Origin of the sequence: Gemmobacter sp. (assembly GCF_046292685.1) — a bacterium.
GTDB lineage: Bacteria > Pseudomonadota > Alphaproteobacteria > Rhodobacterales > Rhodobacteraceae > Wagnerdoeblera.
On record NZ_JBKBQM010000001.1, the window covers coordinates 117,140 to 142,515 of the forward strand.

Annotated in this window: 24 protein-coding genes and 2 tRNA genes; 15 read left to right on the forward strand and 11 right to left on the reverse strand. The window is 66.7% G+C overall.

Translation table 11 applies throughout. The features are described 5' to 3' along the window. Positions 1-68 precede the first annotated feature (68 nt). Both ACK4S2_RS00535 and ykgO read left to right on the forward strand, forming a co-directional pair. Positions 69-143: transfer RNA gene (locus ACK4S2_RS00535), tRNA-Val, on the forward strand. A 71-nt stretch (positions 144-214) separates the two neighbouring features. Beyond that, entirely contained in the window at positions 215-340 is a 126-nt protein-coding gene (ykgO, locus tag ACK4S2_RS00540; protein ID WP_409619231.1) for a type B 50S ribosomal protein L36, read from the forward strand. A 64-nt stretch (positions 341-404) separates the two neighbouring features. Here the strand turns inward: ykgO and ACK4S2_RS00545 are convergent, their stop codons facing one another. The 3 genes from ACK4S2_RS00545 to ACK4S2_RS00555 all read right to left on the reverse strand — a co-directional run bounded on the left by ACK4S2_RS00545 (position 405) and on the right by ACK4S2_RS00555 (position 3,478). After that, a complete protein-coding gene (locus tag ACK4S2_RS00545; protein ID WP_409619234.1) occupies positions 405-761 on the reverse strand; it encodes a dihydrodipicolinate reductase in 357 nt (118 codons plus the stop codon). A 72-nt stretch (positions 762-833) separates the two neighbouring features. Next, positions 834-1,541, reverse strand: a complete 708-nt coding sequence (locus tag ACK4S2_RS00550; protein ID WP_409619237.1) for a response regulator transcription factor — start codon at positions 1,539-1,541, stop codon at positions 834-836. Further along, positions 1,538-3,478 (reverse strand): PAS-domain containing protein, encoded by a 1,941-nt coding sequence (locus tag ACK4S2_RS00555; protein ID WP_409619240.1) that lies wholly within the window; start codon positions 3,476-3,478, stop codon positions 1,538-1,540. Before ACK4S2_RS00555 ends, ACK4S2_RS00550 begins: the two co-directional genes overlap by 4 nt. 282 nt (positions 3,479-3,760) lie before the next feature. Between ACK4S2_RS00555 and ACK4S2_RS00560 the strand changes: the two genes are divergently transcribed. Both ACK4S2_RS00560 and ACK4S2_RS00565 read left to right on the forward strand, forming a co-directional pair. Next, entirely contained in the window at positions 3,761-5,734 is a 1,974-nt protein-coding gene (locus ACK4S2_RS00560; protein ID WP_409619243.1) for a long-chain fatty acid--CoA ligase, read from the forward strand. After that, complete coding sequence (locus tag ACK4S2_RS00565) at positions 5,731-6,564, forward strand: ABC transporter ATP-binding protein (RefSeq protein ID WP_409619245.1); 834 nt, start codon at positions 5,731-5,733, stop codon at positions 6,562-6,564. Before ACK4S2_RS00560 ends, ACK4S2_RS00565 begins: the two co-directional genes overlap by 4 nt. Before the next feature lie 22 nt (positions 6,565-6,586). Here the strand turns inward: ACK4S2_RS00565 and ACK4S2_RS00570 are convergent, their stop codons facing one another. Further along, positions 6,587-7,303, reverse strand: a complete 717-nt coding sequence (locus ACK4S2_RS00570) for a papain-like cysteine protease family protein (protein ID WP_409619247.1) — start codon at positions 7,301-7,303, stop codon at positions 6,587-6,589. 145 nt (positions 7,304-7,448) lie between these two features. Here ACK4S2_RS00570 and ACK4S2_RS00575 point away from each other — a divergent pair, with 145 nt between their 5' ends. From ACK4S2_RS00575 to ACK4S2_RS00600, 6 genes are all read left to right on the forward strand, one after another. After that, the gene (locus ACK4S2_RS00575) at positions 7,449-8,435 is read left to right on the forward strand and encodes a branched-chain amino acid ABC transporter permease (protein WP_409619249.1); all 987 of its coding nucleotides are present in this window, start codon (positions 7,449-7,451) and stop codon (positions 8,433-8,435) included. A 210-nt stretch (positions 8,436-8,645) separates the two neighbouring features. Then, positions 8,646-8,876 carry a hypothetical protein gene (locus ACK4S2_RS00580; protein ID WP_409619251.1) on the forward strand — a complete coding sequence of 77 codons (231 nt, stop codon included), beginning with the start codon at positions 8,646-8,648 and terminating at the stop codon, positions 8,874-8,876. A gap of 84 nt (positions 8,877-8,960) precedes the next feature. After that, positions 8,961-10,037: a branched-chain amino acid ABC transporter permease gene (locus ACK4S2_RS00585; RefSeq protein WP_409619253.1), complete on the forward strand. Its 1,077-nt coding sequence runs from the start codon at positions 8,961-8,963 to the stop codon at positions 10,035-10,037. Positions 10,038-10,108: 71 nt separating this feature from the next. Next, positions 10,109-11,395: an ABC transporter substrate-binding protein gene (locus ACK4S2_RS00590; RefSeq protein ID WP_409619255.1), complete on the forward strand. Its 1,287-nt coding sequence runs from the start codon at positions 10,109-10,111 to the stop codon at positions 11,393-11,395. A 58-nt stretch (positions 11,396-11,453) separates the two neighbouring features. After that, entirely contained in the window at positions 11,454-12,275 is an 822-nt protein-coding gene (locus tag ACK4S2_RS00595; RefSeq protein WP_409619256.1) for an ABC transporter ATP-binding protein, read from the forward strand. A gap of 14 nt (positions 12,276-12,289) precedes the next feature. Next, positions 12,290-13,486: a phenylacetate--CoA ligase family protein gene (locus ACK4S2_RS00600; RefSeq protein ID WP_409619258.1), complete on the forward strand. Its 1,197-nt coding sequence runs from the start codon at positions 12,290-12,292 to the stop codon at positions 13,484-13,486. A gap of 37 nt (positions 13,487-13,523) precedes the next feature. Here ACK4S2_RS00600 and ACK4S2_RS00605 read toward each other — a convergent pair whose 3' ends face one another. Continuing rightward, positions 13,524-14,030 carry a murein L,D-transpeptidase family protein gene (locus ACK4S2_RS00605; RefSeq protein ID WP_409619259.1) on the reverse strand — a complete coding sequence of 169 codons (507 nt, stop codon included), beginning with the start codon at positions 14,028-14,030 and terminating at the stop codon, positions 13,524-13,526. Between the two features lie 127 nt (positions 14,031-14,157). Then, entirely contained in the window at positions 14,158-15,048 is an 891-nt protein-coding gene (locus ACK4S2_RS00610) for a LysR substrate-binding domain-containing protein (RefSeq protein WP_409619261.1), read from the reverse strand. Between the two features lie 140 nt (positions 15,049-15,188). On the opposite strand from ACK4S2_RS00610, the gene katG reads away from it, so the two are divergent. After that, entirely contained in the window at positions 15,189-17,360 is a 2,172-nt protein-coding gene (katG, locus tag ACK4S2_RS00615; protein ID WP_409619263.1) for a catalase/peroxidase HPI, read from the forward strand. Between the two features lie 45 nt (positions 17,361-17,405). Here the strand turns inward: katG and ACK4S2_RS00620 are convergent, their stop codons facing one another. Next, positions 17,406-17,876: an Rrf2 family transcriptional regulator gene (locus ACK4S2_RS00620; protein WP_409619265.1), complete on the reverse strand. Its 471-nt coding sequence runs from the start codon at positions 17,874-17,876 to the stop codon at positions 17,406-17,408. 331 nt (positions 17,877-18,207) lie between these two features. Here ACK4S2_RS00620 and ACK4S2_RS00625 point away from each other — a divergent pair, with 331 nt between their 5' ends. Together ACK4S2_RS00625 and ACK4S2_RS00630 are read left to right on the forward strand one after the other, a co-directional pair. After that, complete coding sequence (locus ACK4S2_RS00625) at positions 18,208-19,311, forward strand: DUF475 domain-containing protein (protein WP_409619267.1); 1,104 nt, start codon at positions 18,208-18,210, stop codon at positions 19,309-19,311. A 63-nt stretch (positions 19,312-19,374) separates the two neighbouring features. Continuing rightward, on the forward strand, positions 19,375-20,889 hold the full coding sequence (locus ACK4S2_RS00630) for a malonate--CoA ligase (RefSeq protein ID WP_409619268.1): 1,515 nt from the start codon (positions 19,375-19,377) through the stop codon (positions 20,887-20,889). 15 nt (positions 20,890-20,904) lie between these two features. Here ACK4S2_RS00630 and ACK4S2_RS00635 read toward each other — a convergent pair whose 3' ends face one another. Beyond that, on the reverse strand, positions 20,905-21,792 hold the full coding sequence (locus ACK4S2_RS00635) for a recombinase family protein (RefSeq protein ID WP_409619270.1): 888 nt from the start codon (positions 21,790-21,792) through the stop codon (positions 20,905-20,907). 9 nt (positions 21,793-21,801) lie between these two features. Next, complete coding sequence (locus tag ACK4S2_RS00640) at positions 21,802-22,800, reverse strand: hypothetical protein (protein WP_409619272.1); 999 nt, start codon at positions 22,798-22,800, stop codon at positions 21,802-21,804. A gap of 173 nt (positions 22,801-22,973) precedes the next feature. Here ACK4S2_RS00640 and ACK4S2_RS00645 point away from each other — a divergent pair, with 173 nt between their 5' ends. Continuing rightward, on the forward strand, positions 22,974-23,375 hold the full coding sequence (locus ACK4S2_RS00645; RefSeq protein WP_409619274.1) for a hypothetical protein: 402 nt from the start codon (positions 22,974-22,976) through the stop codon (positions 23,373-23,375). A 17-nt stretch (positions 23,376-23,392) separates the two neighbouring features. Here the strand turns inward: ACK4S2_RS00645 and ACK4S2_RS00650 are convergent. Then, positions 23,393-23,469: transfer RNA gene (locus ACK4S2_RS00650), tRNA-Arg, on the reverse strand. Between the two features lie 63 nt (positions 23,470-23,532). Further along, the gene (locus ACK4S2_RS00655; RefSeq protein WP_409619308.1) at positions 23,533-24,867 is read right to left on the reverse strand and encodes a sensor histidine kinase; all 1,335 of its coding nucleotides are present in this window, start codon (positions 24,865-24,867) and stop codon (positions 23,533-23,535) included. Positions 24,868-25,156: 289 nt separating this feature from the next. On the opposite strand from ACK4S2_RS00655, the gene rpmH reads away from it, so the two are divergent. After that, the gene (rpmH, locus tag ACK4S2_RS00660) at positions 25,157-25,291 is read left to right on the forward strand and encodes a 50S ribosomal protein L34 (protein WP_409619276.1); all 135 of its coding nucleotides are present in this window, start codon (positions 25,157-25,159) and stop codon (positions 25,289-25,291) included. Positions 25,292-25,376 lie beyond the last annotated feature (85 nt).

Here is a 25,376-nt window from a genome sequence, read left to right on the forward strand (position 1 = left end):
CGCCCATGCACCGCCGCGGCCCCGGCCTGTTTTCCTGCATGCGCAGGCGGCAGGACGGCAAGCGGAACGGGCGCGTAGCTCAGCGGTAGAGCACTACGTTGACATCGTAGGGGTCACAGGTTCGATCCCTGTCGCGCCCACCATCCACCGCCCGGAAACGGGCAGAACGCAACCCGAAGCGCGCACGCCGCGCCGCGAAGTCAGGAGAGCACCGATGAAGGTCGCAAACTCGCTCCGCTCGCTCAAGACGCGTCACCGCGATTGCCAGATCGTGCGCCGCAAGGGCCGGATCTACGTAATCAACAAGACGCAGAAGCGCTACAAGGCCCGTCAGGGCTGAGCCTTCCTGTAGCAGGCAATGCCAAAGGCCGCATCCCAGGATGCGGCCTTTGGCTTTTTCCGGCCTATCGCAGGCGCAGGTCGGCGTAATCGCCCTTGCCCTGATCGGCGGTAAAGCGCAGCGATTCCCCGCGCTTTTCGACCAGCTGGCAGTTGTCGCCCAGGTTCTCGTCGCCGAAGATCAGCGTGCGGCAGAAATAGCCGCCTTTCCACGACCAGGCCCCCGTGACCGGGCGCCCGAAGGCCCGGCCGCGGATGGTGCCGTCCGGGGCGACGTTCAGGGTGATGCCGAACCGGGTCAGCGCCCGGTCCTTGACCAGCGAGACGAAGGCATCGCGCGATTCGATCCGCTGGGTGTCGGCGACCCCGGGTTCGGCGATCAGGGCCAGGGCACCGGCGGCAAGAACAGGAAGGACACGCATGATGAAAGCACCTTTGGCAACACGTCCGCGGCAATATACGCGGCCGCGTAACAGACGGATCACCGGCGCCGGTCAGCCCCAGGTCACCTCGCCCAGAAAGATGTAGCCGGCCCCGTAGATCGTCTTGATGAGGCGGGGATTGCGCGGATCCTCGCGCAGCTTGGTGCGCAGCCGCGAGATGCGCACGTCCATCGCCCGGTCGAAGCTTTCGCCCGCCGCCCCGCCCAGGGTTTCCTGCATCTGCGCGCGCGAGATCAACCGCTTGGGGCTGTCGAGGAACATGCGCAGCACCTCGCCTTCGGCATGGCTGAACGGCGTTTCGCTGCCATCGTCGGCCACCAGGACATAGCGGTCGAACTCGGCCCGCCAGCCGTTGAACCGGGCGACCTGCGGCGCCTTGGGCGCGGCATCGCTGCGGCCCTTGCGCAGGCGGGCGCGGACGCGGGCCACCACCTCGGCGGGCTCGAACGGCTTGATGATATAGTCGTCGGCCCCCAGTTCCAGCCCGGTCACCCGGTCCTGCACCTGCGCGCGGCCCGAGATGATGATGATCGCCGCGCCCGATTCCAGCGCCAGCCGGTGCACCACGGCCAGACCGTCGCGGTCGGGCAGGCCCAGATCGACCAGGCAGACATCCGGCGTGGCGCGGTTCAGCGCCGCCTCGAATTCGGTGGCGCGGGCAAAGGTGGTCACGCGGTAGCCCGCTTCCTCCAGCGCATCGGCCAGCATCCGGCGGATCTCGGGCTCGTCATCCAGAATGGCAATGTGGCTCTGGCTCATGCGGCGGCTCCGGTCAATGGCAGGCGCGCCAGAAAGGCGGCCAGCGCAGGTGCGTCGAAGGGCTTGGACAGCACGGGAAAGCGCCGCTCGGCCGCGGCGCGGCGCGGGTCGCCGGGGGGCAGCGAGGTCATCAGCGCCAGCGGCACGGCGCAGCCCTGCCCGGCCAGGCGCTCGGCCAGCGCCACGCCGGTGGTCGGGCCCTGGAGGTTGATGTCCGACAGCACCAGCGTCAGGCCCGGCAAGTCCGCCAGCGGCTCGGCCTCGTCGGCGCTGGCGGCCTCGATCACCGCATGGCCCAGGCCGCGCAACATCTCGCGCACCGATTCGCGGATGGCGTCGCTGTCTTCGACCAGCAGCACGAGGCCGGGGGCGACCGGCACCGTCACCGGGCGCAGCGGCAGCCGCAGCGTGACCACGGCCCCCCCTTGCGGGCGGTTGGCCAGCCGCACCGACCCGCCGGCCAGCTTGACCTGATCGTAAACCATCGCCAGGCCCAGCCCCGAGCCCTCGCCGCCCTTGGTGGTAAAGAACGGGTCCAGCCCGCGCTCCAGCGCCTGCGGCGTAAAGCCCGGCCCGTCGTCCTCCACGGCGAATTCGGCCCAGGTGTCGCGCAGGGGCCGCGCGGTGACGCTGATCCGGCCTTCGCGCGGGCCGATCGCATCGCGCGCGTTCAGGATCAGGTTGACCAGCGCATCCTGCAAGGCGCCCGGGTCCAGCAGCACAGGGCCGTCGAAGCCCTCGATGCGGATGTCCAGCGCCACCCGGTCGCCCAACGCGGCACGGGCCAGGGTGCGCAGCTCGGCCCCGAAGGCGGTCAGGTCCACCGGCACCGGCCGCAGGTCGCGCCGCCCGGAAATCGAGGCGATCCGGTCCAGCAGCACCCCGCCGCGACGGGCAGCCGCCAGCGTGGCCGCCACCAGGTCGCCGGCCTCGGGCGGCATCGGCATGCGCTGCAGCCGGGTCTGCAACCCCATGATGATGGTCAGCAGATTGGCAAAGTCATGCGCCAGGCCGCTGGTCAGCTGGGCCGCCAGCTCGCGCTTGCGCGTCTGGGTCAACGCGGCGCGGGCCTGCGCCTCCTCGGTCACGTCCATCGACAGGATGTAGACGCCATTGATCGGCCCGTCCCCCACCCGGTCGGGGGTAAAGGCGCCGCGGATGCGCCGGCCGCTGTCGTCGTCGGTGAACTCCACCACGCTTGCCTCGCCGGCCAGGGCAAGCCGCAGGTTCGGCTCGATCTTGGCAAAGGTCGCCGGGCCCAGCGCCTCGCGCCCGGTCAGGCCCAGAATGTCCGACGGCCGCCCGGGCAGCACCGAGGTCAGCCGCCGGTTGGAATAGGTATAGCGCAGGTCGCGCCCGACATGGGCGATATGCGCCGGCATCATCTCGGTGGTCAGGCGGGTGCGCGCCTCCATCTCGGTCAACTCGCGCTTGGCTTCCTCCAGCGCGGTGTTGGTGGCGGCCAGCGCCCGGTTCGCCTTGGCCAGGCGTTCGGCATTGGCCAGCACCTCGCCCGACAGCTCCTCGGAGCGCGCGCGCAACAGACCCTCCTGCACCTTCACCTCGGTGATGTCGGTATAGACGGTCACCCACCCGCCTTGCGGCAAGGGCGCCCCCTCGACCGAAATCCACCGCCCGTTCGGGCGCTGACGCTCCATGTAATGCGGCACGAAGGCGCGGGCGGTATCCACCCGCACGCGCACCGCCTCCTCGGCATCGGCCACCGGCCCGTATTCGCCGCGCTGCACGAGATAGCGGATGGTCTCCTCGAAGCCGGCACCGGGCGCGACCAGCCAGTCGGGAAAGTCGAACATGTCCTGATAGCGCCGGTTGCACAACGCAAGCCGCAAGTCGCGGTCGAAGATCGACAGCGCCTGCTGGATCAGGTTCAACCCGGCCCGCGTCAGGCTGGCATGGGCATCCTCGCTCAGTGGCATCGGCCCCTCCCCAAGGCGCACCGCCCCCATTTTCTGTCCGAAAATATCCCGGGGGTCCGGGGGCAGCGCCCCCGGTCCCACCCGAACCGCCAGCGCCCCACCGAATACCTAGCACCGCCGGCGCAGCGCCGAAAACCCCCTGCCCGCGCCTGTTGCAATTCGTAAGGATTGCGAAAAAGTCAGGCAATCATTCGCCCCGATCCATCGGGGCAACCAGCAACGAAGGCGGGCAACGCCTCGACTTGGGCTTGCGCCGGACAACCGGCGAAGGGAGGAGACATCGTGGTCACGCAAACCCCGCCGTCCGGCGCACCGTCTTCCATTCCTGCGCTGCTGGCGCGCAACGCCCGCCAGCATGGCGGCCGGCCAGCCTATCGCGAAAAGGAATTCGGCATCTGGCAGACCTGGACCTGGGCGCAGACGGCCGAGGAAATCCGCAACATCGCCCGCGGCCTGATGATCCTGGGCATCGACCGGGGCGACCATGTGGCCATCATCGGGCGCAACCGCCCGGCGCTCTACTGGTCGATGGTGGCCGCACAGATGTGCGGGGCCATTCCGGTGCCGCTGTATCAGGATGCCGTGGCCGAGGAGATGGCCTATGTGCTGGATCACTGCGGCGCGCGGTTCGTGATTGCCGGCGACCAGGAACAGGTGGACAAGGTGCTGGAAATCCAGGACCGGCTGCCCGCGATCACCCACATCCTTTATCACGACAAGCGGGGGATGCGGAAATACGACCATGCGCATCTGAACTGGCTGCACGACGTGGCCGCCGAAGGCCGCGTCGGCCATCAGCGGGTGGATGCCGAGCTGGACGCCCGCATCGCCGAACTGGGCTGGGACCACACCTGCGTGATGCTTTACACCTCGGGCACCACCGGCAAGCCCAAGGGCGTGGTGCTTTCGAACCGCAACGTGATCGAGACGGCGAAGAACTCCAGCGAATTCGACAAGCTGCGCGCCGATGACGATATCCTGGCCTATCTGCCGATGGCCTGGGTGGGCGATTTCATCTTTTCGGTCGGGCAGGCCTACTGGACCGGGTTCTGCGTGAACTGCCCCGAATCCCCCAGCACCATGATGACCGACCTGCGGGAAATCGGGCCGACCTATTTCTTTGCCCCGCCGAGGGTGTTCGAAACGCAACTGACCTCGGTGATGATCCGCATGGAGGATGCGGGCCGGTTCAAGAAATGGCTGTTCGACACCTTCATGGCCCATGCCCGCAAGGTCGGCCCGGCGATTCTGGACGGCAAGCCGGTGTCCGGCCTCGACCGGCTGAAATACGCCCTGGGCGATCTGCTGGTCTATGGGCCGCTGAAGAACACGCTGGGCTTCAGCCGCATCCGCGTCGGCTATACCGCCGGCGAGGCGATCGGGCCCGAGATCTTCGATTTCTACCGCTCGCTGGGCATCAACCTGAAGCAGCTTTACGGCCAGACCGAAGCCACGGTGTTCATCACCCAGCAGCCCGACGGGCAGGTGCGCTCGGACACGGTGGGTGTGCCCAGCCCGGGGGTCGAGGTGCGCATCGCGGAATCGGGCGAGGTGTTCTATCGCAGCCCCGGCACCTTTGTCGAATATTACAAGAACCCGTCCAGCACCGCATCGACCAAGGATGCGCAAGGCTGGGTCGCCACCGGCGATGCCGGTTTCTTCGAGGAAGGCACCGGGCATCTGCGCATCATCGACCGGGCGAAGGACGTGGGCAAGATGGCCGACGGCAGCCTTTTCGCGCCGAAGTATGTGGAAAACAAGCTGAAGTTCTACCCCAACATCCTCGAGGCCGTGGTGTTCGGCGCCGGGCGCGACCGTTGCACCGCCTTCATCAACATCGACCTGACGGCGGTAGGCAACTGGGCGGAACGCAACAACATCGCCTATTCCAGCTATCAGGAACTGGCCGGCCACCCCAGGGTGCTGGATATGATCCAGCGCCATGTCGAGGAGGTGAACGCGAGCGTCGCGCAGGACAAGATGCTGTCGGGCTGCCAGATCCACCGCTTTCTGGTGCTGCACAAGGAACTGGATGCCGACGATGGCGAACTGACCCGCACCCGCAAGGTGCGCCGCAACATCATCGCCGAGAAATACGCCGACCTGATCGCGGCACTTTACGACGGGTCGCGCACCGTCAGCACCCGCACCGAAGTCACCTACGAGGACGGGCGCAAGGGCTATATCAGCGCCACGCTGGAGCTGCGCGATGCCAAGGTCGTCGGCACCCGCCCTGCCCGCAAGGAGGCCGCATGAACGCCCCCATCGACATGAAGAACCCCGAAGGCTGGATCACCCCGGACGGGCGCAGGATCGGCCCCGTGCTGATGGAGATGCGCAACATCACGCTGCGCTTCGGCGGGGTAAAGGCGATCACCGACATTTCCTTCGACATCCGCGAAGGCGAAATCCGCGCCATCATCGGCCCGAACGGTGCGGGCAAATCCTCGATGCTGAACGTCATTTCCGGCTTCTACGTCCCGCAGGAAGGCGAGGTCTGGTTCCGCGGCCAGAAGCGCCCGCCGATGAAGCCCTTCGAGGTGGCGCGCCAGGGCATCGCGCGCACGTTCCAGAACATCGCGCTGTTCGAAGGCATGACGGTGCTGGACAACATCATGACCGGGCGCCTGACCATGACCAGGGCAAGCTTTCTGGATCAGGCGATCTGGTGGGGCAAGGCCCAGCGCGAGGAAGACGAACACCGCGAGAAGGTCGAGAAGATCATCGACTTTCTCGAAATCCAGCACATCCGCAAGACGCCGGTGGGCCGCCTGCCTTATGGCTTGAAAAAGCGGGTGGAACTGGCGCGCGCGCTGGCGGCGGAACCCATGCTGCTGCTGCTGGACGAGCCGATGGCCGGCATGAACGTCGAGGAGAAGGAGGACATGTGCCGCTTCATCCTGGATGTGAACGACGAATTCGGCACCACCATCGCGCTGATCGAGCATGACATGGGCGTGGTGATGGACCTGTCCGACCGCGTCGTGGTGATGGACTACGGCAAGAAGATCGGCGACGGCCCGCCCGACGAAATCCGCAGCAACCAGGCGGTGATCGACGCCTATCTGGGGGTCAGCCATGACTGACCGGCCCCCGCAGGCCCCCTGCTCAGCGGGTGAAGAAGGCGTAGGTCGCCAGCGGCACCCGGCGCAGCATGGCAGCATAGTTGGCGGAATAGATCCCGTTCAACGGGTCGTGGATGCGGAATGTGGTTTCGCGCCCCGTTTCGTTGCGGGTGCCGCGCACACCGACCAGCACCACCCAGTGCCCGTCGGACCCCTGCCCTTGCAGGTAGCTGCCGGTGTTCCACAGGCATTGCATCATCACCGGCCCCATCGTCACCCGGGCGATGACCGCCGAGACCAGCCAGCACCGCGGCGGGTGCAGGTGCAGGCCGTGGATGCGGCCGAACTCGCGCTGTTCGGCGCCGCTGGCCGTTGCCTCGGACCCGTTGATGAGCGCGCCGGCCTGGTTGAGCAGCCGGGCGGGCGTGGCCAGACGGATTGCGGCCACCGTGCTGCCCTTCAGCATCGCCGCCGAGGCCGCCCAGCAGGTCGTGGGCGTGGGCTGGCTGAGGCAGGGCACGTTGTGCAGCACGGGCGGAAAGGCCTCTTGCCCATAAAGCGCGTTCTGGGTGCAGATGCCGGCAAGCCCGTCGATTTCCAGCCAGGCCTCGCGCTGAAACGCGCGCACCGCCTGATCGGTGGGGGCATCGAATCGGCCGTTGGGCGGCAGGTTGGGGCTGGGTGTCAGGGCGGCGTTCAAGGCCGCCGGCAGCCGGGCCACTTCGGGGCTGGTCGAGCCCGATCGCAGGACCATGGTCATGCGACGTCTCCTTTTGGCATCAATCGCGCCGAACGGAGCAGTCTGCGCGCCGACGGCGCGCGTGGCAGAAAATTCAAGCACTCGACGGGCCGAACCTACGCTACTCGCGTGCCGTCGGCAAATGCGCAGTTGAAGGAATTCGCCGATGCCTGATACCCTGCTTTTCGCCATCGAGGTCACGCTGAACGGTCTGATGGCCGGGGTGCTTTATGCCCTGGTCGCGCTGGGCTTCGTGCTGATCTTCAAGGCCAGCGGCATCTTCAACTATGCGCAAGGTGTGCTGGCCCTGTTTGCGGCGATGACGCTGGTCGGCATCCAGAACGGGCAGATCCCCTTTGCCCACCTCATCAACGCCGTGTTCGGCACCAACCTGCACAAGTTCGGCTGGACCGTTCCGGCGGTCCTGGCCATTGCGCTGACCGCGCTGGTGATGGTGGGGCTGGCGATCATCGTGGAACGCTACATCCTCAAGCATCTGGTCAACCAGGAACCGATCATCCTGTTCATGGCGACCATCGGCCTGGCCTATTTCCTGGAAGGCTTGGGCGACGTGATGTGGGGCGCCGACATCAAGAAGCTGGACGTGGGCATTCCGCAGGGCATGTCGGGGGCCATCGACGAGTTTACTTACAACCTGTTCGGCTACGGCTTCTTCATCGACCAGCTCGACATCGTGGCCACGGTGGTGGCGGTGATGCTGGTGGTCAGCCTGACGCTGTTTTCGCAGTATTCCAAGCAGGGCCGCGCCTTGCGCGCCGTGGCCGACGACCATCAGGCCGCGTTGTCGGTGGGCATCTCGTTGCGGTTCATCTGGGTGCTGACCTGGTCGATCGCCGGGTTCGTGGCGCTGGTCGCAGGCATCATGTGGGGGTCGAAGTCGGGGGTGCAGTTCTCGCTCAGCCTCATCGCGCTGAAGGCGTTGCCGGTGCTGATGCTGGGCGGTTTCACCTCGATCCCGGGGGCCATCGTCGGCGGGCTTATCATCGGGGTGGGCGAAAAGCTGTTCGAGTTCTTCATCGGCCCGATGATCGGGGGCGCCACGGAAAACTGGTTCGCCTATGTGCTGGCGCTGGTGTTCCTGGTGTTCCGCCCGCAGGGGCTGTTTGGCGAAAAGATCATCGAGAGGGTATGAGGATGACCCGGATCGTGACCTGCCCGGGCGTCGGCAGCGGGGGGTTTTCCACCCCCCGCACCCCCCGGAGGATATTTGGCCAAGGTGAAAGCCGCGCTGCGGCGCAACAAATTCTGCCTTGCGAATACAAGTTGACAGCCACCGCCTGCGACCGTTCTACTCTGCGACATCATGGCGCGCCTTGCGCCGGGCTCGGGGAGGAGTCGGGGGATGAAGAAGTTCTGGGCGATCGCCTGCACGCTGGGGTTCTCGGCGTTCTGGGTGTTCGGCGGGCTGTCGGTGCTGGCCTATGTGGACGGGCATCCGCTGTTCTGGATGGTGGCGGTGCTGTGCCTGCTGGGGCTGGCGCTTGGCGTGGTCGCGCGCCGGCAGGTGGTGGCGCTGACGCGCGACGTGCCGGTGGGCACGCGCGTGGTGCAGCAGGAGAACGCGCACGCCTGACGGCACGGCGCAACTTGAAGGACAGGGCGCAGGTTCCGGGCCGGAACCTTGCGCCCTTTTGCATGACCGGGGGGAGGGTCTGAGATGCTGTACCGCGAGGCCGGAGATTTCAAGACCAGCTACCGGGACGACAGCCAGACCTTTCCGATCCGGTTCGACCGGATCCGGTATTATGCGGTGCTGGCGGTGGCTTTCGGGATCATCCCGCTGATCATCAACGATTACTGGGCCAATGCGGTGTTCGTGCCCTTCCTGATCTATGCGATTGCTGCGATCGGGCTGAACATCCTGACCGGCTATTGCGGGCAGGTCAGCCTTGGCACGGGCGGGTTCATGGCGGTGGGGGCCTATGCCGTCTACAAGCTGATGACCGCGTTTCCCGAGGTCAACATCCTGATCCATGTGTTGCTGGCGGGGGGCATCACCGCCGGCGTGGGCGTGCTGTTCGGCCTGCCCTCCTTGCGGATCAAGGGGTTCTATCTTGCGGTGGCGACGCTGGCGGCGCAGTTCTTTCTGGTGTGGCTGTTCAACAAGGTGCCGTGGTTCTACAACTATTCCGCCTCGGGGCAGATCAGCGCGCCCGAACGCACGCTGTTCGGCATTGCCATCACCGGCGCGGGCACGGCGCCCTGGGCGAAATACCTGTTCTGCCTTGTGATCCTGTTCGCGCTGGCCTGGCTGGCGCGCAACCTGACGCGCGGCGCCCTGGGCCGGCAGTGGATGGCGATCCGCGACATGGACATCGCCGCCGAGATCATCGGGGTGAACCCGCTGCGCGCCAAGCTTTCGGCCTTTGCCGTATCGTCCTTCTTCATCGGGATCGCGGGGGCGCTGTTCTTTGCCGTCTACCTGGGCGCGGCCGAGGTGGGCGAAAGCTTTGGCATCCAGAAATCCTTTCTGGTTCTGTTCATGATCATCATCGGTGGTCTGGGCAGCATCTTCGGCAGCTTTGCCGGTGCGGCGTTTCTGGTGCTGCTGCCGGTGCTGCTGAAGAACGTGCTGGTGGGGCAGTTCGGCTGGCCCACCGACCTTGCGGCGCACATGGAACTGATGATCGTCGGTGCGCTGATCGTGATTTTCCTGATCGCCGAGCCGCATGGCATCAACCAGCTGTGGCGCGTGGCCAAGGAAAAGCTTCGGCTCTGGCCCTTCCCGCACTAGGGCCGGGCCGGCCAAGACCAAGAACCGGGCCCGCCCGGCGCAACTTCGCAACCCTTTGGGAGGAACCAAGGATGAAGATCAGATTTGCAGCACTGGTGGCAGCGGCGATTGCCGTTGGCACCCCGGTCCTGGCGCAGGACCTGCATTTTCCGTCGCTGAGCTATCGCACCGGGCCCTTCGCCGCGGGCGGTATCCCCTTTGCCGACGGCTATTCCGATTACCTGACGCTCATCAACGAGCGCGACGGCGGCATCGGCGGCGTGAAGATCCGCCAGACCGAATGCGAAACCGCCTACAACACCGAAAAGGGCGTGGAATGCTATGAGGCGATCAAGGGGCAGAACCCGCTGATCATCCAGCCGCTGTCCACCGGCATCACCTACCAGCTGATCCCCAAGGTCACCGCCGACGGGATCCCGCTGCACACGATGGGTTACGGGCGCACCAGCGCCAAGAACGGCACCGTGTTCAGCCATGTGTTCAACTATCCGGCGAACTACTGGGATGGCGCCTCCATCGCCATCAAGCACCTGCTGGACATCAACGGCGGCAAGCTGGACGGCAAGAAGATCACGCTGCTTTACCACAACTCGGCCTATGGCAAGGAACCGATCCGCACGCTGGAAGAACTTGCCAAGAAGCACGGTTATGCCCTGACGCTGCTGCCCGTGGACAGCCCCGGACAGGAGCAGAAATCTCAGTGGCTGCAGATCCGCCGCGACCGACCGGATTACGTGCTGATGTGGGGCTGGGGCGTGATGAACGCCGTGGCGATCCAGGAAGCCGCCAACATCCGCTTCCCGATGGAAAACTTCATCGGGGTCTGGTGGTCGGGTTCGGAAAACGACGTGCTGCCCGCTGGTGAAGGCGCGCATGGCTACAAGAGCCTGGCGATGCACGGCACCGGGATGGATTACCCCGTCTATGCCGACATGAAGAAATACGTGATCGACGCGGGCAAGGCCGCCGGCAACGGCGACCAGGTGGGCTCGGTGCTCTATTCGCGCGGCATGTATGCGGCGATGCTGGCGGTCGAGGCGGCGCGCAAGGCGCAGGAAATCCACAAGACCCCGAACATCACCCCGGCGATGATGCGCGACGGCATGGAGAACCTGGAGATCACCGAAGCGCGGATGGCCGAGCTGGGCCTGCCGAACTTCGGGCCCGCCTTCAAGGTGACCTGCGAAAACCACGGCGGCCCGGGCCTGGGTCTGGTGCAGCAGTGGGATGCCAAGGCGAAGAAGTGGAACCTGATCACCGACTGGATCCAGTCGGACAGCGAGGTGATCGACCCGCTGATCGTGGCCGACTCCGAGGCATTCGCCAAGGAAAACAACATCGCCAAGCGCTGCAACTGACCTGACGGCGGGGCCGGTCGCCCGGCCCCGCACCCCCACCGATCCCCGGAGAAGCCCCATGCTGGACGCAGCCCCGACCCGAGAGACCGTTCTGGAGGTCAACAACATCGAGGTGATCTACAACCACGTGATCCTCGTGCTGAAGGGGGTGAGCCTGACGGTGCCCAAGGGCGGCATCACCGCGCTGCTGGGCGGCAACGGGGCGGGCAAATCCACCACGCTCAAGGCGATTTCGGGGCTGCTGGCCTCGGAGCGCGGCGACGTGACCAAGGGCAGCATCCTGTATCGCGGGCAGAACACCGCCGCGATGAGCCCGGCCGACCTTGTGCGGATGGGCGTGATCCAAGTGATGGAAGGCCGGCACTGTTTCGAGCACCTGACGGTGGAGGAAAACCTGCTGACCGGCGCCTACACCCGCGCCAGCCGCGCCGAGGTGGCCCGCGATCTGGAGATGGTCTACACCTATTTCCCGCGCCTGAAGGAACGCCGCCGGTCGCAGGCGGGCTATACCTCGGGCGGCGAACAGCAGATGACCGCCATCGGACGCGCGCTGATGAGCCGGCCCGAAACCGTGCTGCTGGACGAGCCGAGCATGGGCCTTGCGCCGCAGCTGGTCGAACAGATCTTCGAGATCGTGCGCGAGGTGAACGAGAAGGAAGGCGTGACCTTTCTGCTGGCCGAACAGAACACCAACGTCGCCCTGCGCTATGCCCACACCGGCTACATCCTGGAATCGGGCCGCGTGGTGATGGAAGGCACGGCGCGCGACCTGCGCGAAAACCCGGACGTCAAGGAATTCTACCTGGGCATGTCGGACAAGGGGCGCAAGTCGTTCCGCGACGTGCGCAGCTATCGCCGCCGCAAGCGCTGGCTGGCATGAGAGGGGACAATGCCATGAGCCATTACGACGCTCTGGAAACACGCAGCCGCGACGAACGCGAGGCGGCGCAGCTTGCGGCGCTGAACGCGCAGATCGCCCGGGTTGCCGCGCATCCCGGGGCCTGCCAGATCGACGGCGCCCCCCTGCCGGACCTTGCCGCGCTCGCCCGCCTGCCGGTGCTGCGCAAGGCCGACCTGACGGGGCGGCAGAAGGCAGCCCCCCCCTTCGGCGGCATCGCGGTTCAGAACGTGGCGCAGGTGTTCCAGTCGCCGGGGCCGATCTACGAACCGGGCGGCGTGGGGCACGACTGGTGGCGGCTTGGCCGCTTTCTGCACGCCACGGGCATCGGGCGCAGCGATATCGTGCAGAACTGCTTTTCCTATCACCTGGTGCCCGCCGGCATGATGTTCGACAACGCCGCCCGCGCCGTGGGCGCCGTGGTGGTGCCTGCCGGCACCGGGCAGACCGAGTTGCAGGTGCGCGCTGCGGCGGATATCGGCAGCACCGCCTATGCCGGCACCCCGGATTTCCTGAAGGTGATCCTGGACAAGGCCGACGAGATGGGCGTGGCCTTGCGCATCGCCAAGGCGGCCGTTGGCGGGGGCGCGCTGTTCCCCAGCTTGCGCAAGGAATACGCCGACCGCGGCATCGCCTGCCGGCAATGCTATGCCACCGCCGATCTGGGCAACATCGCCTACGAATCCGACGCGCTGGACGGCATGATCCTGGACGAAGGCGTGATCGTGGAAATCGTCCGCCCCGGCACCGGCGATCCTGTGCCGGTGGGCGAGGTCGGCGAGGTCGTGGTGACGACCCTTAACCCCGATTACCCGCTGATCCGCTTTGCCACCGGCGATCTGTCGGCACTGATGCCGGGGCAAAGCCCTTGCGGGCGCACCAATGCGCGCATCAGGGGATGGATGGGCCGCGCCGACCAGACCACCAAGATCAAGGGCATGTTCGTGCGCCCCGAACAGGTGGCCGATTTCGTGGCCCGCCATACCGAAGTGTCACGGGCGCGCGTCATTGCCGAACGCCAGGGCGAGATGGACGTGATGACGGTGCAGGTGGAAACCCGCGCCTCGAACCCGGCGCTGTACGAAAGCAGCCTGCTGGACGTGCTGAAACTCAAGGGTCGGGTGGAGCTGGTGCCGCCCGGCAGCCTGCCCAACGACGGCAAGGTGATCGAGGACCGCCGCAGCTACGGCTGAGGCGGTCCGCCCGCCGCCGCGGCGCCCTGCCCCGCTGTCAGGGGTAGATGGCGATCGGCGTGCCGATGCGGACCATCGCGTAGATATCCTCGATCTCGCGGTCGGTCACCGCGATGCAGCCATCGGTCCAGTCCTGGCCCCGGCCGCGCAGGTTGTGCTTGCCGGCGCGACCGTGGATGAAGATGTCGCCCCCCGGCGACTTGCCTTGCGCCTGGGCAAAGGCGCGGTCCTGCGGGTTGGGATAGGAGATGCCCAGCGACAGGTGGAAGTTGCTGTTGGGGTTGCGGCGGTCGATGTAATACAGCCCCTCGGGGGTCTTGCTGTCGCCTTCGAACTGCTTGTGACCCTCGGGGTTGGCGCCAAGCCCGATGTCATAGGACTTCAGCACCTTGTCGTGGTGCAGCAGATACATCTTGCGCGCAGCCTTGTGCACCTCGATCCGGGTCACTTCGGGGCCGTTGTAGCTGCGGAACTTGGATGGCGCGCAGGACGCAAGCCCCACCGCCAGAACCACCAACATGCCCAGCCGGATCATCCACCGCATCGTCTGCCCCAGTCCCCGGGGTCGGACGCCCGGATGTTGTTGTCGCCTGCCCGCCGGGGTGTGCCCCGGTCAGCGTTTCCTACAGCAGCGCCAGCGCCGCCGCCATATCACATCGGCGTGTGCCGGGTCATCCGGCGCCGGCTTCGCCGACGCATTGGGCAATGCGTTCCAGCTGGTCGGACAACGGGTTGCTGCGGCGCCAGATCATGCCGACGGTGCGCCCGGGCCGCGGTTCGCCCAAGGGCACCACCGACACCGGGGCCGACCGCGTTTCGATCTCGACCGCCATCTGGGGGATCAGCGTCACACCGATGCCGGAGCCGACCATCTGCACCAGGGTTGAAAGCGAGCTGCCCTCCATCACCTCGCGGGCCACGCTGGGCGACAGCTTGCAGAAACTCAGCGCCTGATCGCGGAAACAGTGGCCTTCTTCCAGCAACAGCAGCCGCATCGTGCGCAGGGTCGTCGGGTCGGGCACGGGTTTGCCGGCATCTTCCAGCGGGCGGACCAGCACGAATTCCTCGTCGAACAGCGGGCGTTCGACCAGCGCGGGCTCCGACACCGGCAGGGCCACGATGGCGGTATCGAGCCGGCCTTCGGCAAGCTCGTCGATCAGCCGGCCGGTCACCGCCTCGCGCGGGCGCAGGTCCAGGCCGGGAAACCGGGCAGCCAGCCGCTTGATGATGCGCGGCAAGAGATAGGGCGCCACCGTGGGAATGACGCCCAGCCGCAACCGCCCGGCAAGAGGGCCGGCCGTGGCCCGGGCCAGGTCGCCCAGTTCGTCCACCGCCCGCAGGATATCGCGCACCCGCAGCGCAAAGGCCTCGCCCAGGCTGGTCAGGCGGATCTGCCGCGCCCCGCGTTCGACCAGCGCGGCGCCCAGCAAATCCTCCAGTTCCTTGATCTGCAGCGACAAGGCGGGTTGCGAAATGGCGCAGGCTTCGGCCGCACGCCCGAAATGGCCGTGGCTGGCCAGCGCATCGAAGTAGCGCAGGTGTTTCATCGACAATCCATTCATCAGAAAAACATATCGGTTACATTAGAAAATGCAAATTCTCATTATCGGCTGGCCATGCTAGAACGATTCCAGCCTGGGTATGCCCACCTTCGCGAGAGGGGCAGACCCGCTGCCACATGATGCAAGACGAGGAGCGAACGATGGACGGAAACGACATGAAAACCGGCAAGTGCCCGGTGCTGCATGGTGCGAACACCACAACTGGAACCGGCGTGATGGATTGGTGGCCCAAGGCGCTGAACCTCGACATCCTGCACCAGCACGACAGCAAGGTGAACCCGCTGAAGGGCTTCGACTATCGCAAGGCCGTCCGGACGCTGGATTTCGAGGCGCTGAAGGCCGATCTGGTCGCGCTGATGACCGACAGCCAGGATTGGTGGCCGGCCGACTGGGGCCATTACGGCGGCCTGATGATCCGCATGTCGTGGCACGCGGCGGGCACCTATCGCGTGGCCGATGGCCGCGGCGGCGCCGGCACCGGCAACCACCGCTTTGCCCCGCTGGCCAGCTGGCCCGACAACGCCAACCTCGACAAGGCGCGGCGGCTGCTGTGGCCGATCAAGAAGAAATACGGCAACAAGCTGAGCTGGGCCGACCTGATGGCCCTGGCCGGGACCATCGCCTATGAATCGATGGGGCTGAAGACCTATGGCTTCGCCTTCGGCCGCGAAGACATCTGGCACCCGGAAAAGGATGTCTACTGGGGCAGCGAAAAGGAATGGCTGGCCCCGGCCGAAAACCGCTATGCCGACATCAAGAACCCGGCCACGCTGGAAAACCCGCTTGCCGCGGTGCACATGGGCCTGATCTACGTGAACCCCGAAGGCGTGGACGGCAAGCCCGACCCGCTGCTGACCGCGCTGCATGTGCGCGAAACCTTCGCCCGCATGGCGATGAACGACGAGGAAACCGTGGCGCTGACCGCGGGCGGCCACACCGTCGGCAAGGCGCACGGCAACGGCAATGCGGCCAACCTCGGCCCGGCGCCCGAAGGTGCCGACATCTCGGAAATGGGCCTGGGCTGGATGAACCACACCACCCGTGGTATCGGGCGCAACACCGTGACCAGCGGCATCGAAGGCGCCTGGACCACGAACCCGATCCAGTGGGACAACGGCTATTTCGACCTTCTGTTCGGGTATGAATGGGAGCTGAAGAAGTCGCCCGCCGGCGCCTGGCAGTGGATGCCCATCGACATCAAGCCCGAACACATGGTGCCCGATGTCGAAGACCCCTCGATCAAGACCATGCCCATCATGACCGATGCGGACATGGCGATGAAGATGGACCCGATCTATCGCCAGATCTCGGAGCGGTTCCACAAGGATCCGGCCCATTTCTCCGAGGTGTTTGCCCGTGCCTGGTTCAAGCTGACCCACCGCGACATGGGCCCGCGCAGCCGCTACATCGGCCCCTGGGCGCCGCAGGAAGACCTTATCTGGCAAGACCCGGTTCCCGCCGGCACCACCGACTGGGACATCGGCGCGGCCAAGCGCGATATTGCCGCCAGCGGGCTTTCGGTGGCCGATCTGGTGGCGACGGCCTGGGATTCGGCGCGCACCTTCCGCGGCTCGGACCTGCGCGGCGGCGCCAATGGTGCCCGCATCCGGCTGGCCCCGCAGAAGGACTGGGAAGGCAACGAACCCGCCCGGCTGGCGCGCGTTCTGGCGGTGCTGGAGCCGATCGCGGCCAAGCGCGGCGCCTCGGTGGCCGACATCATCGTGCTGGCGGGCAACGTGGGGGTCGAGATGGCAGCCAAGGCCGCCGGCTTCGACATCGAGGTGCCCTTTGCGCCGGGTCGCGGCGATGCCACGGCCGAGCAGACCGATGCCGACAGCTTCAAGTGGCTGGAGCCGGTGGCCGACGGCTTCCGCAACTGGTTGAAGAAGGACTATGCCGTTTCCGCCGAAGAACTGCTGCTGGACCGCGCGCAGCTCATGGGCCTGACGGCGGCGGAAATGACCTGCCTTGTCGGCGGCATGCGGGTTCTGGGCACCAACCACGGCGGCACGAAACACGGCGTGTTCACCGACCGGGCCGGTGCGCTGACCACCGACTTCTTCACCACGCTGACCGACATGGCCTACAAGTGGGAACCGACCGGGGCGAACAGCTACAACATCGTGGACCGCAAGTCGGGCGCGGTAAAGCACACCGCCACCCGGGTTGACCTGGTGTTCGGCTCGAACTCGATCCTGCGCGCCTATGCCGAGGTCTATGCCCAGGACGACAACCGCGCCAAGTTCGTGAACGACTTCGTGGCGGCCTGGACCAAGGTGATGAACGCCGACCGCTTCGACCTTTCGGCCTGAGCCTTTGCGATCGACGGCTGCGGCCCCCCGAACGGGGGGCCGTCTCTATTCGGCCCCCGCCGCGCAAGGCGGCTTCAAAGCGTCGGCCATCAGCAGGAGATCGCGCAGACCGCAATTGCCTTGCACCAGATCGGCCAGGCTGACGGTATCGAGCTCTCGAAAGAACGCCTCGACCGCGCGGCGCAGGCAATCGCGCAGCCGGCACGGCCCCGCCAGGGGGCAGGTGTTCGTGGCCGGATCGAAGCATTCGGCAAACGGCGTGCCGCTTTCCAGCACCCGGAATACATGCCCGACCGAAATCTGCGCCATCGGCCGCGCCAGCCGCAAGCCGCCGGTGCGGCCGCGCAGCGTATCGACAAAGCCGTTTTCCTGCAGCACATGCACCACCTGCAACAGATGGTTCAGCGAGGCATTGCACTGCCGGGCGATTTCGGCGGTGCGCACGATGCGACCGTCGTTGACGGCGCAGAACATCAGCACGCGCGCGGCCAGATTGGTTCGGATCGTGAGGCGCATCAAAGTCTCATCGCTACGGCAACTTTGACACGATGCCAGAGCGGCCGCGCGCGGTATCTGATCTGAATCATGACTGCTGGGAATCCGGCCGGGAATCGTTTCTTGTGGCTGGCGGTTTTCAGCCCACCGGGGCGAGGACCGTTGCGCCTGTGCTGCAGCGCGCCGTTCAAGACAAGGCGGCGGCTTGCAAGGGCAGCCCCGCACCGCTAGATCAGATGCGCAGCCCGGCGCCTTGGCTCCGCGCGCAGGTGGCCGGGCCCCTCTGGCGAAAGTTGCGGTGCTTTCGCGATGTCGGCAACCTTTCCGTCCTCAGCCGCAAGGCATGACTCTCATGGCACATAGCGATGTTTCCCCGGCCGGAGGCATCCCGAAGCGCGGCACGCTGCACTATCTTCGCTGGGCCTTCGTGGCGACGGGCATCGGGTTGGCGCTGGGTGCCGTGCTGGGGTGGCAAACCACCGGCACGCTGGGCGGCACGGCCGCGATCTTTCTGATCTGCGCGGTTCTGGCGGTGCTGGAAATCAGCCTGTCGTTCGACAATGCCATCGTCAACGCCAACAAGCTGAAGGACATGACGCCCGCCTGGCAACAGCGGTTCCTGACCTGGGGCATCCTCATCGCCGTATTCGGCATGCGGATCGTGTTTCCGCTGCTGATCGTGGTGATTGCGGCCAAGGTCGGGCCCTGGACGGCGATGGTCATGGCCGCCAGCCAGCCAGAGGAATACGCGCGCATCATGCACGATGCCCACCTGCCCATTGCGGCTTTCGGCGGGACGTTCCTGATGATGGTGGCACTGTCGTTCTTCTTCGACCACGAAAAGGATATCCACTGGGTCGCCTGGCTGGAGGAAAAGGCCAGCGCCTATTCCTCGGTCAAGGGAATCGAGATTGCGCTGGTGCTGATCGTGATGCTGGTCTTTTCGCGCATCATCGGTGCCAGCGAAGACCCCCGGCTTGGCCCTGTAGCGGCCAACATCTTCTTTCATGCGGCAATCTGGGGCCTGCTGACCTTTCTGCTGGTCGAGGTGCTGGGCGGTGTGCTGGACCGCGGCCAGGAAGTTCTGACAGGGGCGGCCAAGGGCGGGCTCGGCGCCTTTCTCTATCTCGAGGTGCTGGACGCGAGCTTCAGCTTCGACGGGGTGATCGGGGCCTTCGCGCTCAGCCACAACCTGTTCGTCATCGCCATCGGCCTTGGCATCGGCGCGATGTATGTGCGCTCCATGACCATCATGCTGGTGGAAAAGGGGACGCTGGCGCAATACCGCTTTCTGGAACACGGCGCGTTCTATGCCATCCTGATCCTGTCGGTCATCATGTATGTGCAGACGCTGCTGCACATTCCCGAAGTCATCACCGGCCTTGGCGGTGCGGCGCTGATCGGCGTGTCGCTGTGGTCGTCGATCCGGTGGAGCCGGCGGAACCCCACCGCCTGAAGGCTTGGCGGTGGCGCCGGGCTGGCCTAGAACGGGCGGGCTGACCATATCGGGAACCCTGCCATGACCAACCCGCTTTATGACCGCCTGTTTGCCCCGCTGGCCGACCGCGACCGGGCGCTGCTGCATCTGGCCGATGGCAGCGCGATTTCGGGCGCGGCGTTTCTGGCGATGGTGCATAGGGCGGCGCATGCGCTGGTGGCCTGCGGCATCCGGCCCGGCGACCGGGTGGCGGTGCAGGTGGCAAAAACGCCGGCGGCGCTGGCGGTTTACGGTGCCGCGGTTGCCACCGGCGCGATCTTCCTGCCGCTGAACACCGCCTATACCGCGGCCGAGGTCGAATACTTCGTCGGCAACGCGACACCCGGGGTTCTGCTGGCCGACCCCAAGGCGGCCACGGCACTGGCCCCGGTGGCCGAGCGCCACGGCGCGCGGTTGCTGACGCTGGACACACAAGGCCAGGGCAGCTTTGCCGACCTCGCCGCCGCGCAGCCCGACCATTTCGCACCGGTGGCACGCGGCGCAGAGGATCTGGCCGCGTTCCTTTACACCTCGGGCACCACGGGGCGGTCGAAGGGCGCGATGCTGACGCAGGGCAACCTTTTGTCCAATGCCGAAACGCTGGCGCAAGCCTGGCGGTTCACCGCCGCCGACGTGCAGCTGCACGCGCTGCCGATCTTTCATACGCACGGGCTGTTCGTCGGCACCAACATCGCGCTGCTGACCGGGGGCGAGATGATCTTTCTGCCCGGCTTCGATCTGGACGCGATGCTGCGCCTGATGCCGCGCGCCACGACCATGATGGGGGTGCCGACCTTTTACACCCGGCTGCTGGACGACCCGCGTTTCACCCGCGAACTCGCCGCCCACATGCGGCTGTTCATTTCCGGCTCGGCGCCACTGCTGGCCGAAACGCATGCCGCCTTCGAGGCGCGCACCGGCCACCGGATTCTGGAACGCTATGGCATGACGGAAACCAACATGAACACCTCGAACCCTTACGAGGGCGAACGCCGGGCGGGCACCGTGGGCCCTGCCCTGCCCGGGATCGAAGTGATCGTGACCGACCCCGCCACCGGCACCCCGCTGCCGCAAGGCGAGATCGGCATGGTCGAGGTGCGCGGCCCGAACGTGTTCAAGGGCTACTGGCAGATGCCCGAAAAGACGCGCGAGGAATTGCGCGACAACGGGTTCTTCATCACCGGCGATCTCGGGCGCTTCGACGCCGACGGCTACCTGACCATCGTCGGGCGGCAGAAAGACCTGATCATCACCGGGGGTTACAACGTCTACCCCAAGGAGATCGAGCTGATCCTGGACGACCAGCCCGGCGTGCTGGAATCGGCGGTGGTCGGCGTGCCGCACCCGGACTTCGGCGAGGCGGTGCTGGCGGTGATCGTGCCGAAACCGGGCGAGGCGCCGGACCTGGCCGCGATCGGGGCGGCGCTCGCGGCGCAACTCGCGCGGTTCAAGCAGCCCAAGGCGCTGGTGCTGATGGATGCCCTGCCGCGCAACACCATGGGCAAGGTGCAAAAGAACGAACTGCGCGCCCTGCACGCCGCGCGGTTCCGCGCCTGAAGTCCGGCGACCGGATCAGGGCAGCAATCCCAGCCGCCCGGCCCGTTCCAGCAGCATTCGCACCGACGAAGGCTGCCAGCGGCTGCGCCCGCGCGGGGTGCGTTCGCGCATGGCCTCCAGCCGGTCGCAGATGGCCTGCAACGTGATCGAGGGGTCGGCCCCCTTGATCGCCGCCACCAGGGCCGGCAGGCGGTCGTCGGCCTCGACCCGGCGCGCCCGGCCCAGAACGGTTGCGGGCAGGAAGCCTTCGGACACATAGCGGTTCACGGCGCGCAGCAGCCGCGCCTGCGTCCAGGCCGGGCGACCGGCCGGCAGACCGGCGTTGACGATGCGCAACACATCTTCCCAGGCCATGTCGGGGCGCAGGCGGCGCACATGCGGCACCCAGTCTTCGGCGGTTTCGTTCAACCGCGCTACATAGCTGTCGGCCCGCGCGATGCGCACCTTGCGGATGGCCGCCGGGTCGCGCGCCCGCAAGCCCGGGTTGCCGCCGATCCGGCCTTGCGCCCGGGCCGACTTCAGCCCGGCCTGGGTGCGTTCGCGGATCAGCGCGCGTTCGAATTCGGCGGCGGCCCCCAGCACCTGCAAGGTGAACTTGCCTTGCGGGCTGGCCGTGTCGATCGGATCCTGCAAGGATCGGAAAAAGGCGCCTTTCGCCTCCAGCCGCTCGATGATTTCCAGCAGGTGCGACAAGGACCGTGCCAGCCGGTCGATGCGCACCACCAGCAGCGTGTCGCCACGGCGGATGCGGTCCAGCACCCGCGCCAGCACCGGGCGCGCGCGATTGCCGCCCGAGGCCTGTTCCTCATGAATCTCGGCGCAACCGGCGGCGCGCAGCGCCTCGGCCTGGGGCAAGGGCGTCTGGTCCTCGGTCGAAACGCGGGCGTAACCGATCAGCGCCACGAGTCCGGCTCAGTTGATGGCGCCGGGGCCGGGCGGCGGCTCGTTTTTCGGACGTTTCGGCACCGGCCCGTCGGAAAAGCTGTTCAGAACGAAATCCGGCGCGCTCTTGTTGTGCTGCGAAGGTGCCAGACGCCCAAGCCAGATGTCGGTGGCGGTGGCGCGGTCAAAGGCCATGACCCCTTGTTCGCGCCAGGCATTGGCACCCGCCTCGCGCACCGCCACGCGGGCGGCATCGTTGTTGAACTCGGTCACATACATCGACCGCAGCATCGCAAAGGGCGCATCCGCGATGGGCGCGTCAAAGCCCACGTCCAGCGCGATGCGGTTTTCGTCGACGCCAACCATGGTGACCGTGCCAGTGCCGCCGCGGGCAAAGTGCAGCGTGAACCGCCGCGCCGCCGGATCGAAGGCCACCTCGCGCAGGTTCACCACGGGGCGGCCGTCGAACTCCACCGGACCGACCAGAAACGAAGACCCGTAGGCCGTGTTGCGCATCGGCCGCGGCGCCAGCGGCCGGGCGCGCCAATACCCGTCCTGCGGATACAGCACCAGCACCTCCTCGGCGCCGTCGGTGCGCAGTTGCCAGACCTGAAGCAGGTGCAACCCTTCGTGCACCTTGTCGCCGATGCGCACGGTTGCCGTGGCCGGGCGCCAGAAGGTGGAATGGCGCCAGCCCACCACCCACATGTCGGGCTGTTCGTAAAGCGTTTCCCGCCCGGGCGGCGCGGGCGAGGCGAACACCGGATCGCCCGACATGTCGCAAGCCGTCCAGTCGGCTTCCCAGTTGTCGCGCATCCCCGGCGCCAGATACACCGGATGCGCTGCCTCGATGCGGAACGCACGGACACCGGGGTGCGAGAAGGACAGTGCCACGTTGTCCTTTTCGGCGCACAGCACGGGTTCGCTTTCGTTCACGACCTCGACCGCCAGACCGTCGAGCGACGCGGCATGGGCCGGCAGGGCCGCAAGGATGCAAAGGGCAACAAGAGCGGGACGAAGCGAAAACATGGGTCAACCTGTGGTTCGGGCGCGGCCGGATACTGCGCAGGCCGGCGCCCGGGCGCAAGGGGCACAGCAGGATGGGGGCACAGCAGGATGGGAATTGGCCCGACGCCGCCTGCCGTGACCCCCGATACCTCGTCCATCCGATGGCAGAGCCCGGCGCGCGGAAAGGACCGGAGATGACGCGATCGAAGCTCAGGGAAAATCGGATCATCGCGATCCTGCGAGAGGGAGGTCGGTTCCCGGCGGCTTCATGCGATCCTGCGCCGCGACGGCCATGTGATGAGCTGCAAGCGGACCCCAAGGCACTGCCCCACGAAGGGCCCGGCGGTGCGGCGCAGGCGGGCCGCAAGCGCGCCTTGGGCACCCGCGCGCCGCCGGTCACCGAAGCCGTGGCCAAAGCCCGCTGGTCGGCGGACGTCATGCTGGACCCGTTCGCCGACGGTTCCGGCCGCACCTTCAACGGCCGGATGCGCGTCGGGCAGTTGCGGGAATCGTTCAGACCGCAATCCGAAGCAATCTGTTGCATCCAGGCATCTGCTGAAACCTGGGGAAAGACCGGCACAATGCCGAAAACATGACTGATTTCAGAGGAAGGTGGCGGACCCGGAGCGATTCGAACGCCCGACCCCCAGATTCGTAGTCTGGTGCTCTATCCAGCTGAGCTACGGGTCCGATGCCGCGCTTCTAGCGGCGGGTTCGGGGCAATGCAAGGGCGAAAACGACGCGACGCGCGGTTCAACCGGCACCGGCGGCTGCCGGCAGCGTGATGAGAAATTCGGTGCCTTCCGCATCGCTGCGCCGCAGTTCCAGACGGCCGCCGTGGCCGCGCACCAGCTCGGCCGCGATGGCAAGGCCCAGTCCGGTGCCGCCTTTGCGGGCGCCACCCTGAAAGGCCGAAAACAGGTTCTCGCGCGCCTTGGGCGGCAGGCCCGGGCCGGTATCGCCGATGCGCAGCCACAGACCATCGGCATCCTCGCCGCCGCTGATCTCGATCTCGCCGTCCTTGCCGGTGGACTCGATCGCCTGGCGCGCGTTGCGGATGAGGTTCGACAGCACCCGGAAAAGCTGTTCGTGATCGGCCATCGCGGTCAGCCCTTCGGGCAGATCGACCAGCGCGGTCACCTTGCCGCCTGCGGTCAGGCCCTCGGCCTCCAGAACCTCCTCGACCAGCGGGTGCAAGGCCAGCGGCGCCAGCCGCGGCGGGGGTTCTTCGGCCTTGCCGAAGGCCAGTGTGGTTTCGCACAGGTTGATGGCACGGCTGATCGACGCCACCAGCTTGGGTGCCGCCCGCGCGACCGCCGGGTCGGCGCTGCCTTCCATGCGGTCAGCAAAGAGTTGCGCCGAAGCCAGGATGTTGCGCAGGTCGTGGCTGATCTTGGCCACCGCGCTGCCCAGCTGGGCGAGGCGTTCCTTCTGTCGCAAGGCGCCGGTCAGCTGGGTCTGCATGGCTTGCAGCGCCTCCTCGGCCTCGCGCAATTCGCGGATGCGGGCGGTGGGCCGGATCACGCGGCGGGCATCTTCGGGGGCGGCGGCATAGGCGGTCATGTGTTCCACCACCCGCGCGATCGGGCGCACCATCAGCTGCCGCACGGCCAGAAACAGCAGCAGCGCCGTTGCCGCCGAAATCGCCGCCGACAGCGCAAGGATGCGCAACCCGAAGTCCAGCAGTGCCGCGCGCAACGGTGCGCTTTCGGTCGTGATCTCGATCAGCAGGCCGGCATCGTTGGTCGGCGTGCCGATGATGCGGATCACCTCGTTGCCGCTGCCCAGCATCGCGGCCAGGGCATCGCGCACCAGATCCCAGACGGTTGCCTGCCGCAGGTCGTAGGTGGCCGCCACCGGCGACGGGATCGGCGACGACAACACAAGCTGGCGCACCTCGTCGCGGCGCAGCACCACGTTGAACACTTCGGCGTTGGCCAGCAACTCGGCCTCCAGCGCCTCGTCCACCGGCGCGTCGGTGGTCAGGCGGGCCAGGGCGGCCAGCTGCGCCTTTTCCAGCCGCAGCCGCATCCAGTCTTCGCGGAACTTGGCGACGGAGGGCAGAAAGATCAGGGCCTCCGCCAGCATGACGAAAACCACGGTCAGCGCCAGAAACCGCCCCGACAGCGTGTTCAGGATGATCCTCCGTCCCTCTGGTGCGCCCTGCCCGGCCAAAGCGCAGGAAGCGACATTTTTCGCATTCCTATCAAACCTGCACGTGCTGCAACAGCGAAAGCGGAACCGGCAGGCGGAATCGGCGAAAAAAGGCAGGCGCTGCGGTTGACTTGGCGGGTTCGGGCCGGTAGGAACCGGGCCTTGAACATGGCGGCTCTCGAATCCTTTTGGGGTGCGGGCCGCAGACGAATGGAGAGCCGCGATGAAACGCACCTACCAACCTTCCAAGCTGGTCCGCAAGCGGCGCCACGGCTTCCGCGCCCGCATGGCGACCAAGGGCGGCCGTCTGGTTCTGGCTGCGCGCCGTGCGCGGGGCCGCAAGAACCTCTGCGCCTGAGCTTCGGAACAGGGTCTTCGGGCCCTTGTTCGTTCTTCGGGTTCACCGGGTCTGAAAGGCGCCGCCTGCGGCGCCTTTTGTCGTT

Bases quoted from the DNA above. Each gene is read 5' to 3' on its own strand.
- ACK4S2_RS00640 (WP_409619272.1), bottom strand. From the start codon at position 22,800: ATGTTTTCGCTTCGTCCCGCTCTTGTTGCCCTTTGCATCCTTGCGGCC.
- rpmH (WP_409619276.1), top strand. From the start codon at position 25,157: ATGAAACGCACCTACCAACCTTCCAAGCTGGTCCGCAAGCGGCGCCAC.
- ACK4S2_RS00570 (WP_409619247.1), bottom strand. From the start codon at position 7,303: ATGACCATGGTCCTGCGATCGGGCTCGACCAGCCCCGAAGTGGCCCGG.
- katG (WP_409619263.1), top strand. From the start codon at position 15,189: ATGGACGGAAACGACATGAAAACCGGCAAGTGCCCGGTGCTGCATGGT.
- ACK4S2_RS00625 (WP_409619267.1), top strand. From the start codon at position 18,208: ATGGCACATAGCGATGTTTCCCCGGCCGGAGGCATCCCGAAGCGCGGC.
- ACK4S2_RS00590 (WP_409619255.1), top strand. From the start codon at position 10,109: ATGAAGATCAGATTTGCAGCACTGGTGGCAGCGGCGATTGCCGTTGGC.
- ACK4S2_RS00600 (WP_409619258.1), top strand. From the start codon at position 12,290: ATGAGCCATTACGACGCTCTGGAAACACGCAGCCGCGACGAACGCGAG.
- ACK4S2_RS00610 (WP_409619261.1), bottom strand. From the start codon at position 15,048: ATGAATGGATTGTCGATGAAACACCTGCGCTACTTCGATGCGCTGGCC.
- ACK4S2_RS00605 (WP_409619259.1), bottom strand. From the start codon at position 14,030: ATGCGGTGGATGATCCGGCTGGGCATGTTGGTGGTTCTGGCGGTGGGG.
- ACK4S2_RS00575 (WP_409619249.1), top strand. From the start codon at position 7,449: ATGCCTGATACCCTGCTTTTCGCCATCGAGGTCACGCTGAACGGTCTG.
- ACK4S2_RS00585 (WP_409619253.1), top strand. From the start codon at position 8,961: ATGCTGTACCGCGAGGCCGGAGATTTCAAGACCAGCTACCGGGACGAC.
- ACK4S2_RS00655 (WP_409619308.1), bottom strand. From the start codon at position 24,867: ATGCTGGCGGAGGCCCTGATCTTTCTGCCCTCCGTCGCCAAGTTCCGC.
- ACK4S2_RS00595 (WP_409619256.1), top strand. From the start codon at position 11,454: ATGCTGGACGCAGCCCCGACCCGAGAGACCGTTCTGGAGGTCAACAAC.
- ACK4S2_RS00545 (WP_409619234.1), bottom strand. From the start codon at position 761: ATGCGTGTCCTTCCTGTTCTTGCCGCCGGTGCCCTGGCCCTGATCGCC.
- ACK4S2_RS00550 (WP_409619237.1), bottom strand. From the start codon at position 1,541: ATGAGCCAGAGCCACATTGCCATTCTGGATGACGAGCCCGAGATCCGC.
- ACK4S2_RS00580 (WP_409619251.1), top strand. From the start codon at position 8,646: ATGAAGAAGTTCTGGGCGATCGCCTGCACGCTGGGGTTCTCGGCGTTC.
- ACK4S2_RS00645 (WP_409619274.1), top strand. From the start codon at position 22,974: ATGACGCGATCGAAGCTCAGGGAAAATCGGATCATCGCGATCCTGCGA.
- ACK4S2_RS00555 (WP_409619240.1), bottom strand. From the start codon at position 3,478: ATGCCACTGAGCGAGGATGCCCATGCCAGCCTGACGCGGGCCGGGTTG.
- ACK4S2_RS00630 (WP_409619268.1), top strand. From the start codon at position 19,375: ATGACCAACCCGCTTTATGACCGCCTGTTTGCCCCGCTGGCCGACCGC.
- ACK4S2_RS00620 (WP_409619265.1), bottom strand. From the start codon at position 17,876: ATGCGCCTCACGATCCGAACCAATCTGGCCGCGCGCGTGCTGATGTTC.
- ACK4S2_RS00565 (WP_409619245.1), top strand. From the start codon at position 5,731: ATGAACGCCCCCATCGACATGAAGAACCCCGAAGGCTGGATCACCCCG.
- ykgO (WP_409619231.1), top strand. From the start codon at position 215: ATGAAGGTCGCAAACTCGCTCCGCTCGCTCAAGACGCGTCACCGCGAT.